This is a genomic window from Yoonia sp. (assembly GCF_036770585.1).
Lineage (GTDB): Bacteria > Pseudomonadota > Alphaproteobacteria > Rhodobacterales > Rhodobacteraceae > Yoonia.
In genome coordinates this window covers 21,683-34,462 of sequence record NZ_DAIPIW010000025.1, presented here as the reverse complement: position 1 = coordinate 34,462, position 12,780 = coordinate 21,683, and the positions used below count along the sequence as shown (strand labels likewise).

The following is a 12,780-nucleotide window of genomic DNA, read 5'->3' as shown; positions in this document are numbered from 1 at the left end:
TGCCGTGCACGGGCGGCGGCGGTGACGATGTCGGCGATTTGTTTCTCGATCCCGTCCTCGTCCAGTTCCTTCGGCGGGAAGGGCGAGATGGGGGATTTGATGGCTGAAGGTGCCACGCAATGGGGCGAATAGGCATAGCGGCCTGCGTGCAGGATCTGCATGGCGATCTTGCCGCCGGCATCGTGGACGCGGTCCGTCACGATCTTGTGGTTGGCGATGTCCTGATCGGTGTAGAGGCCCGCAGCCCCGGGAAAGACGCCGCCTTCGGCATTGGGGGCCATGCCGCCGGTGACCATCAGACCGACCTGCCCCCGTGCCCGCTCGGCATAGAATTCGGCAACGCGGTTCCAGTCTTTCGTCTCTTCCAGACCTGTGTGCATCGACCCCATCAGCACGCGGTTCTTCAGCGTCGTGAAGCCCAGATCAAGGGGTGCAAGAAGATGGGGGTAGCTGGTCATTTTGTGCCTCCGGTTTGGGCGATCATGGCCAAAGTTGACGCTTGCGTCACGCCGAACGTCGCGTCAGTGAATTGCTGAAAACCTGTGCAGACTGCGTATGGTCGGCCTGTGGCTGGCGTATGGCAGCTGTCCAGACGCCAGCAAGACGCGGGTTTCATTTGCGTTGCGGGTTTCGCTTATGCACATTCATCCAAAAAGGAGACAGAAATGGAAGCCAGTTTCTCGCGCCGAAAGCTGTTGACGCCGGATGAACTGCGCCGCCTGACCGAAAGGTCGGATATGCAAGGCGCAGTGCAGATGGGCAGCCATCAGGGGGCCATCCTGCTGGTGGGGCTGCTGCATTGGCAGGCCATGGGCACCGGTTGGGTCTGGGTCACCGGGGCGGCCTTGGGCGTCTTGCTGAACTTTCTCTATGCCGCGCAGCATGAGCTGTCCCACGCGACCGTCTTCAAGACCCGCAAGCTGAATGAAATCTTCGGCCGCATCATCGGCTTCGTCCAGATCTTCCCGCGCGACTATGACCAGATCATGCATTTCGCCCATCACCAATACACCCAGGACTGGGACCGTGACGGCGAGCTGGTGCGCGAGCCTTACACGATCCGGACCTACCTTTTGTGGTTGTCGGGGATCACCTATTGGCGCAACCGTGTCTTCGGCGTGGTCCGTCGCGCCCGTGGCGTGATTATCGAGCCTTTCATCCGCAAGGAAGAAGAGGCGCGCGTGATCTTTGAAAGCCGCGCCCATCTGGCGGGTTATGCGCTGATCGCCGGGGTCTCGGTCATTGCGGGGTCGTGGTTTGCGGTGACCTTCTGGCTCTTGCCGATGCTGCTGACCAAGCCGGTGCACCAGTTGCAGAACACGATCGAGCATCTGGGGCTGAGCCATGAAAGCGACATTCTGGAAAACACCCGCTCGACCCGCGCCAATGCGTTGCAGAACTGGCTGTGCTGGCAGATGCCCTATCACACCGCGCATCACACCTTTCCCGCCGTGCCGTTCTGGAAGCTGAAGGAGTTGAACGCCAAGATCGAGGACAAGGCGGGCGAGGTGCACCGCATGGGCTGGATCGAGTTCCAGATAGAGGTGATCAGGAAACTGATGGCCAAGGACGAAAGCCAGTATCCGATGGATGAGGTCTGGGTCATCCCCCGTTCCGGCGGTCGCGTCACACGGATGCCTGCGGAATGATTGTCTGTCATCCCGTCCCGGGCTCGACCCGGGACCTCTGCCTGTGGCCGTGCGAGGCCCCGGATCAGGTCCGGGGCGTGAACGGATGAGGCGGCTTCAGGTCTATACCTCGCTCTGGGCCATGCAGCCGCATGACCAGACAGGGGTCAAGCTGCCTTACGATCAGGTCTGCGAAATGGTCGCAGAGGCCGGTTTTGACGGGATGGCGATTGATCTGGGCGCGTCTGACGTCGCCACCGCCCATGCGGTGCGCCCGCATATGCAGGCGAACGGCCTGACGCCGCTGATCGTGGCTTTCCCCAAGACGATCGACAGCCTTGAAGACACGCTGCACATGGCCGCCGATTTCGGCGCTCCCTTTGTCGATGTGATCGGGCAGGTGATGCCGATTGCCTTGGACGACATGGTGCCGGTGATTGAAACATGGATGGGCATGGCCGACCGCATCGGCGTGCCGGTGCAGTTCGAGACGCATCGCAACTGCATTACCAACGACCTTTACACGACGCTGCAATTGCTGGACCGCATCCCCGAGATGCGGATTTGCGCGGACCTGTCGCATTACGTGGTGGACCGCGAATTCTGGTTTCCCTTGTCGGGCCACGACCTTTCTCTGATCAGCCGTATCCTGCAACGCTCGGACAGCTTTCAGGGCCGCGTGGCCAGCCGCCAGCAGATCCAGTTGCAGCTTGATTTCCCGCAGCACCAGAAATGGGTGGCGCTGTTCAAGGACTGGTGGCGCGAGGGGCTTACCGACTGGCGGGCGCGGAATGCCTCGGGCGATTGCATCTTTGTCTGCGAATTGGGCCCGCCCGAGTATGCGATGACCGGACCGGACGGGCGCGAGATGTCGAACCGCTGGGACGAGGCGCGGGTGATCAAGCGTTGGGTCGAAGGGATATGGGACGACCTGGGCGGCGACGGGTGACGGTTTGCCTCGCGGCTTTGCGGATATCGCGGCGCTGACGGCAACGGCCAGTTGACCGACTGGCTGTTTGCCCGACATTCTTCAACTTTGCACATTCTTTGCCGGCAGTAGGTCCTGTGGTGCGATCCCCCGTTTTTCGGCGCTGGCGCGGACGGCGTCTTGCAGCGCCGCGCTCCGTCGCAGAAGCCGCCTGAAGCGGGCTTCATCAAGCACAAGGAGCGTGGAAGGCGCGATTGCATGCACCTCTGCGCGACGAGTCTTGTTCATCAGGATCGCGAGTTGTCCGAACATCTCGCCCCGGCCCAGTCGCAAGGTCTGGCCTGCGGTTTCCACTTCGACCGCACCGGAGGCGATGAAGAACACGCTCTTTGCGGCGGTGTCCTTGCGGATGATGACCTCGCCTGCATTGACATAGCGCGTCTGGAACGCCCGTCCGAGCCGCTTTATCGCGGTATCGTCGAGACCCTGAAACAACGGGAACTGGCGCAGCAGTTGCGTGCGCTGCACCGCGATATCAAGGCGGGGTCGTTCTTCCGCGGCAGCACGGCGCGCTGCGAGGTCTTCCATCAGCTTGGTATAGACTTCGGACCCGATCAGACCGTCTTCGCGCATGGTGGTGTATTCGCGTTCTTCCAGCCGCAGGGCCGTCCGGCGAATGAACCGCCGCTCCAGCTCTTCGGCATAGCCGGGATATTGCAACCGCAGACCTTCCAGCGCGGTGGCGACAGCTTCGATACGGCGGGCGAGCAATTCCTGCAGAAGATCCGCCACCCTGCGGCCATGGATCCGCCTGATCCGCCCGTCGATGAATGGCCCGAGATCCTTGAGGGTCAGGCGTTGCGACAATAAAAGCTCGAACCGGTCGGCGGTCATGCGGACAAGCGGGCCGGACATGTGCAACCGGCTATGCAGCAAGAGCGCCGCCCGAAACCCGCGGCCATATGCGATGCTGCGTCGGGCGGCACGCTGATAGCCGCTGCGGCCACCGGATCGCGCACCCTCGATCAGGCGGTCTGCATCCGAAAGGACCTGTTCGGCCATCCGCGCCGAGATGGTGCGTTCGCGGACCCTTTCGAGGATGGTGTCCCTTTCATGACCGGCCAGCACGATCAGGCCGAGTGTCACCCGGTCACGGTCGAGGATATCCGCGCTGTCTTCGGCCGCGTGAACCGCGTCATCCAACCTCTCGCCGAAGAGTTTGGCCTCGGCGCGGACGATGTCGCGGCTCAGATCGTAGTTTTCCGTGGTGCGGGCCACGTCCTCGCGCACGGTTTGCAGGGCCACGGCGACCACCTGACGCGAGAGCGCGTCGTCGATCGGTGACAGCCGGTCAAGGCCAAGCCGTCCGATGACCCAGCGCAGGGTGGTGCCCTGCACGATCAGCGTGAACAGCGTAAATCCGGTTGCAAGGATGCCGACGACACGCTGGATGTCACTCGGCACGCGGAAACTTTCCGTGACCGCCAGCGCAAGCGCCAGTGTCACCGCACCCCGCAAGCCCCCCCAAAGGATGGCTACCCTGTAGGGCCGGTCGACTGCGGGCGAGACGCGCATGACGGTCAGCAGCGGCAGCAATCCGAACAGGACAACCACCCGCGCGACGATGGCGGCGACGATCACCACGCCGACAAGGAAGAAATCTTCAAGCCGGACCTCGCCCAGCAGACGCGGTATCAGCAGCGCAGCGAGAATGAAGATCAGCGCCCCCGCCCAATGCGCCAGCACGTCCCAGATCTCGCGCAGGTTCGTCCAGGCCTGCGGCGGCAATCGCCCGGGGCCCGTCAGGTTCAGCGTCAGCCCTGCCGCGACGACAGCGATCACACCCGATGCACCGATGATCTGTTCCGCCCCGATATAGGCAAGATAGGGCAAGGCCACCGACACCGAAATATGCGCCAATCCGTATCGCGCGAAAGTGGCCATCAGCCAGACCGCCACCCGCGCCGCCAGCCAGCCGACAAAGGCACCACCGACGATCAGCAGCGGAAAACGGGCCAGCGCTTCGCCGAGGTCGGGATTGGGAAGGCCCAACATGACGAAGCCCATGAACAGACCGAACAGCGCGATGGCGGCCGCGTCGTTCAGCAGGCTCTCGCCCTCGATGATCCGTGCAAGGCGGCGGGGCGCGGAAATCGACCGGAAGATCGTGACAACGGCAGATGGATCGGTCGTGGACACGATGGCCCCGATCAACAGGCAGGCCGCCAAGGGCAGCGCGCTGACCCATGACAGCGCATAGCCCACGCTGAATGTCGCGACGACGACCGCCACGATCGCCAGCACCAGGATCGGCACCCAGTCGTCGAGCATCCGCCGCAGGTTCATCCCCAGCGTCGCCTGAAACAGCAGGGTCGGCAGGAAGATGTAAAGAAACACATTCGAGCGGATCGGCAGCCCGAGGATCACCTCGGCCACGGGGTTCAGCGCATCAGTCAGTTCGGTGCGCAGGAAAAAGATCGCACCGACCGCGATCAGGATGCCAAGAAGGGCAAGGATCACCGTGTAGGGCAGTCGCAGGCGCGCGGCCAACGGCTCTGCCACCCCGATGATGAGGAACAGGGAGGCGATGACAGTTGTGATGAGGACGATGTCCATAGCATTGAAATAGCACAAAGATCACCGAGCGCATCGAGAATGTGGGTATCAGGGGCTCTGCGGTCCGCGTTTCTTGCCACAGACCCGGGCAGCGCCGTCCGTTCGGCTGACCACGAAGCCGGCAAGAGCCGGACTGACCGCCTTTAGCGCGGAATGGACGTTGCAGGTGATCATCCGGCAGGGGAAGCTATGGGGGATGCCTGCCGCCTCGGCCTCGGCGCGGGTGCAGATCGGGGTCTTGCCCTCGTCCTCGACGAAGACCATGCGCGGCGTGATGCCGGGGGGCAGGGAGTCGAGGGTCGCGAAATCGTAGGTCTCGGGGGTAAGTGTCGCGCTGAGGCGGCGCAAGAGTGTCGCAAGATCACCTTCGCCTGAAATCACGGTATTCCATCGGTTGCAGGGGGGTGAGTGTCGGTGATCTTGCGTGGCTGGCAAAAAGGGGGGGTGGCCCCGCCGATGGGGGGAAGGGTCAGCGGGGCCGCGGCTGCGACTTAGGGCAGCAGGACGGTGTCGATTACGTGGATCACGCCGTTCGATGCCATGATATCGGCTGTCGTGACGGTTGCGTTTTCGACCTTCACACCGTTTCTGCCGTCAACATGGACATTTGCGCCGTTCACGGTCGCCACGCTCAGGCGCTGACCGGCCAACTGGTCCGAGGTCACCGCACCGGGCACGACGTGATAGGTCAGGATCGCGACAAGCTGATCCTTGTTTTCAGGCAGCAGCAGCGAGTCGACGGTGCCTGCGGGCAGGGCGGCGAAGGCCTCGTTTGTTGGGGCGAAGACAGTGAACGGGCCGTCGCCCTTGAGTGTCTCGACCAGACCGGCGGCGGTCACGGCGGCGACCAGCGTGCTGAAGTTGTCGTTGGAGGCGGCGATATCGACGATGTCGGGCTCGCCATCCATCATGGGTGCACATGCGGCGGCAAGGGCCACACCAGCGGCGAGGATGGTCGACTTGAGTGCGAAGCGGCGGTTCATGGGTTTGTCCTTTCATTGTCCCTTTGAATGTCGGTTATACGGGGCAATGGGTCAGGCAGTTCAACGCCCTGACAATATGTTGACCATTTGAATTATTGTCATCCGGTCCGGACCAACAGACGTAGACCGCCCCTATTTCGCCATACTGCTGACAATCGCGCATTTCATTGATCGGGAACCGGCCCAGTGTAGATCGCGTCTTGCGCGGGAAGGATAATTCTATCGTGACGCCGAAATCGTCGCCAAATCTTCAACAAACTGTGGCTGTGACGCCAAGTTGATTCACCATCTGGTGGTAAACCACTTTGACGAAAGTTCTTTGTATATTAGGTCTTACGGCTAACAACGAGTAAACAAAGGTCCTTTTGACCGATGCATGTGTCCCCCCTCCCCGGGTCAGCGGAAGCTGATCTCGACAAGGCAGAAGCTTTGCCTGCACGCACTGTGCTTGCAGGGGGTAACTATGTGATCGAGCGGGCCATCGGGCGTGGCGGTTTCGGAATCACCTACCTTGCGCGCGATACGTCGCTGGACCGTGCGGTCGTCATCAAGGAATGTTTCCCCGAACTGATCTGTGTTCGCAGCGGTGTGAATGTGGTCGCCACACGTCGCGAGACGGCGGCGCAGTTCAGCAAATGCATCGAGATGTTCATGCGCGAGGCGCGCAGCATCGCACGTCTGATGCATCCCAATATCATCAAGGTCCACGCGGTCTTCGAGCAGAACACGACGGCCTATATGGTGCTCGATCTGGTCGAAGGCGACGACCTGCTGACCATCGCCGACGATCCCGACCGGACGCTGTCGCCAGCCGAGATCAAGGATGTCGCAGTGCAGGTGCTGGACGCGCTGTCGGTCGTGCATGATCACAACCTGCTGCACCGCGATATCTCGCCCGACAACATCCTGTTGGACAAACATGGCAAGCCGGTCCTGATCGACTTCGGTTCTGCGAAAGAGCTGGCCTCGGACCGGGGGCGGGCGAAGACTGCGTTTCTTTTCGTCAAGGACGGGTATTCGCCCTTCGAGTTTTACGTGCGCGGCGCGGCCCACAGTCCTGCCAGCGATCTCTATGCGCTGGGCGGGACGCTGTATCACCTGATCACGGGCGATCCGCCGCCTGACAGCCAGACGCGGCAATCCGAGAATATTGGCGGTCGCCCCGACCCTTATGTGCCGCTGGCCGGGCGCTTCGATGACTATGACCCGATATTTCTGGCCGCGATCGATATGGCCCTTTCGCTGCCGATCCACGAACGATTCCAGTATGCGGCGGACTGGTCCAGTGTCATCACCCAGGACCCTGCCGAGACGCCGCCCGCCTCAGGGTCTCCGCAATCGATGCTGGGCACGCTGATTGCCGATACCAACCGCGACGTTCTGGGTGGCACGAAAGGCAGGGCCGCTGCGCTGGTCCTTGGGGGCGAGCAGCAAACAGGCACATTGCGTCCGGCCTGGCGGGATGAGTTCAATCAGGAAACGCAGGAGATCGCCGCGAGGCAGGCCGCAGGACTGGACGACGACGTGGCGGGTTCCGGCGATTTCGCCGCAGAAGACGGGTCCGCGGAACGGATCAGAAGTTCGCTGGCCACGACCATTCCCGGCATGCCTGATCTGGCAGAACAAGAGCGCGAGAAAGAGCTTATCGCGCTCTATTTCAAGAACAAGAACAAGCACAAACGCAAGCGCGCGGCGCGACAACAGGTCAAGCGCGCCCTTTTGTATTTTTCGCTCAGCGCATCCGCTATCGCCCTGATTGCCTATGTCGCGGTCAACTACCAGCAGATGCAGGAAGACGGCACATGGGAGGTGCTCTTTTCCTCGCAAGGTCTTTGCGCGAACGAAACGCTGCGGGCGATTTCGCCGGTGACCGTGAATTGTGATGGCCGGGGCGAGCCGCGAAAGCTCGATCTCAATGACCGCAGCCGGATTCGCGATATGAACCAGACCAATCGCTTCGGCCGGCCTTAGGGCCGCAAGAGGACCGGCGCAAAGGGTGCCAGACCGGTCGATCGGGGCCGCGTCAGCCCCCGGCTGCATGTTTGCGGAAAGCGGCCTTCAGAATATCCAGTTCCGCGCGCAGCAGGGCGATCTCGGCCCGCAGGTCATGCGCCAGCACCTCACCGGCGAGGATCGCGAAGCTTGCCAGCACGCGCCCCGCGCTGTCTTCGACGACGAATGTCTGCACCCCGTCGCTGATCAGGTCGGCGGGCACCGGCACGGCAATCTTTGTGCTGTCGCGGTCAGGCAGCGGCGTGGTTGTCACGCCCGCAAGCGCCCGGCCTTCGTGCAGAACCCTGACCCCGCTTGCCGCACCGCCGACCAGTTCACCTGACCAGACACCGGCGCGCAGTTCGGCATTGATGATCTTCATGGGCACCCCCTAGAGTTCCGCACGCGGATAGCGCGCCATGTTGAGATCGCGGAAGGTGACCCGGTTCATCGCGGGGTCTTCGATCATCAGGTCGATCCACATGCGCTCGGCGCGGGCTTCGATCAACTGGCTATAGGCAAGGTCGAATTCGACGATTGCCTCTTCCGCCTCCGGCAGTGTCAGCAGGATCTGTTCGGTATTGGGGCCGTGCTTGACGTTGAGGCGGGCATAGATGCGGGTCGGGCGCTCGCGCTCGACAACGGTGGCAAGGCGGATCAGATGAGACTTCTTCAGGCCCTCGCACGAAGACGGCGGCACCTCGACCACCAGCGACAGGTAGCTGCCGTCGAAGTGGAAAACCTCCAGCACGACGCCGAAGGGCGCAAGGTCGATGTCGCGGCTGTTGCGCTGCTGGCGCAGGGTGATCTCGCGCGATTTGCAATCGTGGAAGATCACCAGTTCGTTCGTCATCTCGTCTTTGGGCAGCGCAGGCGCAAGGCCGAGTTCGGGGCAGGCGATGCGCCATGGTTTGGGCCGCCACGACCAGTCGGTGCCCACAGGGCTGGGGAATGTCGTGGACCCCGGGCGGGGCAGGGCCAGTCGGGCCGCCGCCGCTGCGTCGAAATCGCGGATGCGGCGGATGGTTTTCCGCGCCATCTGCACCTGGCTGTCAAGATCGCCGGTGCGGGTGCCGTCCACCCTGCGTGTCGCCGCACGCCATCGCGCCAGCGCGCGGCGGTGCAGAAAGCGTCCGATCAGGCCGTGCGGCGGGAAGATCATCGGTGTCCTGTCATTTCCTCGGCTCACAGTCTGTCAGGCGGGAGCGGGATTTTGAAGGGTCAGCTTGGCGGCGCGGTCTCATTCGCGCTTAGCCCTGCAAGGACCAGTTTCAGCAGACCCGCCCCCGGTCCGTCCTGCAAGGGGGCCACGGCCAGCCCGCGCACTCCGACGGTGACCAGTCGCCCGCCGATGTTGCGGAAGGCGCGCCATTCCTCGTTCTGCAGACCGTCCAGCGGCGGTGTGCCCTGATCGGTGAAATGCACCATGACCTGATCGTCGAAGGCCTGTGTGGACAGGATACGGATGTCACCCGCCGTGCCCGTCTGGCTGAGCAGCGCGCGCCCCTCCGAGGTGATCAGAAAGTCGCGCAGCGCGATTTCGTCGGTGGCGATGGTGCCGCTGCCCGCCGCGCCTGCAAGCACCGTGATCAACCCCACCACATCCGGCACGGGGGCCTCGACACCCAATGTCGCGCAAGGCGCCAGCACGGCGAAATCCTCGGACAGGCGCCTGGTCATCGTATCGACGCAGTAGCCCGCAGGTGCCTGCAATTGCACCGCCCCGCCCGCCAGCGTGGTTGTCCGTTCCGGTGCGATCAGCAGACAGGCCGACATCACCGAAAGCGCCAGAAATGCAAGCTTTGGGCGGATCATCCGCGTCAGAGGTCCATATAGATGTGTTCTTCGCCCTTGGCCCCGGGGTGGGTCACCGCCCCAAGACGCGCGCCGCCGACCAGTTGCGCGTATTTGTAAAGAGCACCCGACGCATAGATCGTCTTGCGCGGACCTTTCCAATTCTCGCGGCGGGTCTTGAGTTCCGCATCGGTCAGATCGACGGACAACTCGCCGGTCTTGGCGTTGATGGTGATCATGTCGCCGTTTTGCAGCAGACCGATGGGGCCGCCATGGGCGCTTTCCGGCCCGACGTGACCGACGCAGAAGCCGCGTGTCGCGCCCGAGAACCGCCCGTCGGTGATCAGTGCCACCTTCTTGCCCATGCCCTGACCCGAGAGGGCGGCGGTGGTGGCCAGCATCTCGCGCATGCCGGGGCCGCCTGCGGGGCCCTCGTTGCGGATGACGATGACTTCGCCTTCCTTGTATTGGCGGGCCTTGACTGCCTCGAAGGCGTCTTCTTCACATTCGAACACGCGGGCCGGACCGGTGAAGTCCTGCTCGGCGTCCGACATGCCGGCGACCTTGACGATGGCACCTTCGGGCGCAAGGTTGCCCTTGAGGCCGACAACGCCGCCGGTCTTGGTGATCGGGGTTTCGATGGGGTGGATGACGCGGCCGTCAGCCTCGCCCGCGATCATGTCGAGTTCCTCGCCCATGGTGCGGCCGGATGCGGTCATGCAATCCTCGTGGATCAGACCGGCCTTGCGCAGTTCCTTCATCACGATCGGCACGCCGCCTGCCTCGTAAAGGTCCTTGGCGACATATTGGCCACCGGGCTTGAGATCGACGAAATAGGGGGTGTCGCGGAAGATGTCGCAGACGTCCATCAGGTCGAAGTCGATGCCAGCCTCATGGGCGATGGCGGGCAGGTGCAGACCGGCGTTGGTGGACCCGCCGGTGCAGGCGACGATGCGGGCCGCGTTTTCAAGGCTCTTGCGGGTGACGATGTCGCGGGCGCGGATGTTCTTTTCGATCAGGTTCATCACCGCCTCGCCCGAGGCGACACCGTATTGGTCGCGGCTCTCGTAAGGCGCAGGCGCGCCCGAGGAATTCAGCAGCGCCAGCCCGATCGCCTCGGACACGCAGGCCATGGTGTTGGCGGTGAACTGCCCGCCGCAGGCCCCGGCCGAAGGGCAGGCCACCCGTTCGAGGATTTCCAGCTCGGCATCGCTCATGTTGCCCGCCTGATGCTTGCCCACGGCCTCGAAGACGTCCTGCACGGTGACGTCCTTGCCATCCAGACGACCCGGCAGGATCGACCCGCCGTAGATGAAGACCGAAGGCACGTTCAGACGCACCATTGCCATCATCATCCCCGGCAGGGATTTGTCGCAGCCCGCAAGTCCGACCAGCGCGTCATAGCAGTGCCCGCGCATGGTCAGTTCCACGGTATCGGCGATGGCTTCGCGGCTGGCCAGAGACGAGCGCATCCCTTCGTGGCCCATCGCGATCCCGTCGGTCACGGTGATCGTGGTGAATTCACGCGGCGTGCCATTGGCCTTCTTGACGCCCAGCTTGACCGACTGCGCCTGACGGTTCAGCGCGATGTTGCAGGGGGCGGCCTCGTTCCAGCAGGTGGCGACGCCGACCCATGGCTGGTGGATCGCCGTGTCATCCAGACCCATGGCATAGAAATACGACCGGTGCGGCGCCCGTGCCGGGCCTTCGGTGACGTGGCGGCTGGGAAGGCGGGATTTGTCGATCTTGCCTTGGGACATTTTGAAACTCTCCTCCGGGAAAACTGTTGGAACGGGTCTAATTAGAGGGCACGCGCGGCGCAAGCCCAACAACGGGTGTTGCGGCGCGCAAACCGCAAAGCCTAGGGTCGGACATGGACAATCGCTACGCCGCACATGACGCCTATATCCGTCCCGCCTTCGGGGCGCCGGAATTCTGGCGCGTCATCGTGATGATCATCGCCTTCGAGCTGGTCTTTGCCCTGTCGGCAGATATCTTTGCAGCCCTGCTGCCGAGCGAAGCCTTGCGGCAGGACTTCCAGGACGGGGTGACCACCTTCGGCACCCTGGCGCAGTTCCTGAGCTTCGGGATCGCGCTGGGCGGGTTTCTGATCCTGCTCAGCCTGTTGCACGGGCGCGGGATCGCCAGCCTGATCGGCCCGCATGAGACAGCAAAGCGCGACCTGATCACCGTGACGCTGGGCGTCGGTTTCTGGCTGGTCGCAATCGAAATCCTGCCTCCGTGGTTCGATCCCGTACAGGTCGAGATGCAACACAGCCTTGTGGTCTGGCTTGGACTTGTGCCTGTCACGCTGGCGGTGCTTCTGGTGCAGGTCGGCACCGAAGAGCTGTTCTTTCGCGGCTATCTGCAACAGCAGTTCGCCGCCATCTCGCGCAGCCCCTGGGCCTGGATGGTGGTGCCCTCGGTCATGTTCGGGGGGTTGCATTACTGGAACGGCAATGGCCCTGCCGAGGGCTTCGTCTGGGCGGTCTGGGCCACGGGGCTGGGGATCGCCTGCGCCGACCTGACCGCGCGCACCGGCACGATCGGTGCGGCCGTGGGGCTGCATCTGGCCAACAACGCCTTTGCCCTGCTGGTCGTGCATATCGCCGGTTGGCCCACATCGGGCGTGGCGCTGTTCCTTTACCCCTATGAAGACCCCGCGCTTTACAGCGGCGGGTTCGAGACGCTGGCCCAGCCTTGGATGATCGGTCAGGCGCTGGTGCTGGGCATGACCACATGGATCATGTGGCTTGCCGCGCGCGTCACCCTGCGCTGTTGATTGCAATTCGCAACGCGGCGGCATATCTGCAAGAGCGACAAGTCATAAAGGCGCGCT

12 protein-coding genes are annotated in these 12,780 nt (G+C 63.1%); 4 read left to right on the top strand and 8 right to left on the bottom strand.

Features of this window, described 5'->3' with window-relative positions; genetic code table 11:
* Positions 1–458 (bottom strand): oxidoreductase (locus V7N12_RS06650; RefSeq protein ID WP_443089941.1); only part of this gene is annotated, 458 nt, incomplete at its 3' end.
* Positions 459–665: 207 nt separating this feature from the next.
* Here V7N12_RS06650 and V7N12_RS06645 point away from each other — a divergent pair.
* Positions 666–1,649 (top strand): fatty acid desaturase, encoded by a 984-nt coding sequence (locus tag V7N12_RS06645; RefSeq protein ID WP_333713550.1) that lies wholly within the window; start codon positions 666–668, stop codon positions 1,647–1,649.
* A gap of 85 nt (positions 1,650–1,734) precedes the next feature.
* The gene (locus tag V7N12_RS06640; RefSeq protein ID WP_333713548.1) at positions 1,735–2,577 is read left to right on the top strand and encodes a sugar phosphate isomerase/epimerase family protein; all 843 of its coding nucleotides are present in this window, start codon (positions 1,735–1,737) and stop codon (positions 2,575–2,577) included.
* Between the two features lie 81 nt (positions 2,578–2,658).
* Here the strand turns inward: V7N12_RS06640 and V7N12_RS06635 are convergent, their stop codons facing one another.
* From V7N12_RS06635 to V7N12_RS06625, 3 genes are all read right to left on the bottom strand, one after another.
* Complete coding sequence (locus V7N12_RS06635; RefSeq protein WP_333713547.1) at positions 2,659–5,172, bottom strand: cation:proton antiporter; 2,514 nt, start codon at positions 5,170–5,172, stop codon at positions 2,659–2,661.
* Positions 5,173–5,220: 48 nt separating this feature from the next.
* A complete protein-coding gene (locus V7N12_RS06630) occupies positions 5,221–5,553 on the bottom strand; it encodes an ACT domain-containing protein (protein ID WP_333713545.1) in 333 nt (110 codons plus the stop codon).
* 110 nt (positions 5,554–5,663) lie between these two features.
* Positions 5,664–6,155, bottom strand: a complete 492-nt coding sequence (locus V7N12_RS06625) for a fasciclin domain-containing protein (protein ID WP_333713544.1) — start codon at positions 6,153–6,155, stop codon at positions 5,664–5,666.
* A 429-nt stretch (positions 6,156–6,584) separates the two neighbouring features.
* Between V7N12_RS06625 and V7N12_RS06620 the strand changes: the two genes are divergently transcribed.
* Positions 6,585–8,126, top strand: coding sequence for a serine/threonine protein kinase (locus tag V7N12_RS06620; RefSeq protein WP_333713543.1), 1,542 nt, complete (start codon positions 6,585–6,587; stop codon positions 8,124–8,126).
* Positions 8,127–8,178: 52 nt separating this feature from the next.
* Here the strand turns inward: V7N12_RS06620 and V7N12_RS06615 are convergent, their stop codons facing one another.
* The 4 genes from V7N12_RS06615 to ilvD are packed head-to-tail and all read right to left on the bottom strand — an operon-like array spanning position 8,179 to position 11,701.
* A complete protein-coding gene (locus tag V7N12_RS06615) occupies positions 8,179–8,529 on the bottom strand; it encodes a hypothetical protein (RefSeq protein WP_333713541.1) in 351 nt (116 codons plus the stop codon).
* A gap of 9 nt (positions 8,530–8,538) precedes the next feature.
* Positions 8,539–9,309, bottom strand: coding sequence for a DUF6478 family protein (locus V7N12_RS06610; RefSeq protein ID WP_333713540.1), 771 nt, complete (start codon positions 9,307–9,309; stop codon positions 8,539–8,541).
* A 59-nt stretch (positions 9,310–9,368) separates the two neighbouring features.
* On the bottom strand, positions 9,369–9,962 hold the full coding sequence (locus V7N12_RS06605; RefSeq protein ID WP_333713538.1) for a dihydroxy-acid dehydratase: 594 nt from the start codon (positions 9,960–9,962) through the stop codon (positions 9,369–9,371).
* Positions 9,963–9,967: 5 nt separating this feature from the next.
* Positions 9,968–11,701 (bottom strand): dihydroxy-acid dehydratase, encoded by a 1,734-nt coding sequence (gene ilvD / locus V7N12_RS06600; RefSeq protein WP_333713537.1) that lies wholly within the window; start codon positions 11,699–11,701, stop codon positions 9,968–9,970.
* 113 nt (positions 11,702–11,814) lie between these two features.
* Between ilvD and V7N12_RS06595 the strand changes: the two genes are divergently transcribed.
* Positions 11,815–12,723, top strand: coding sequence for a CPBP family intramembrane glutamic endopeptidase (locus V7N12_RS06595; protein ID WP_333713535.1), 909 nt, complete (start codon positions 11,815–11,817; stop codon positions 12,721–12,723).
* Positions 12,724–12,780 lie beyond the last annotated feature (57 nt).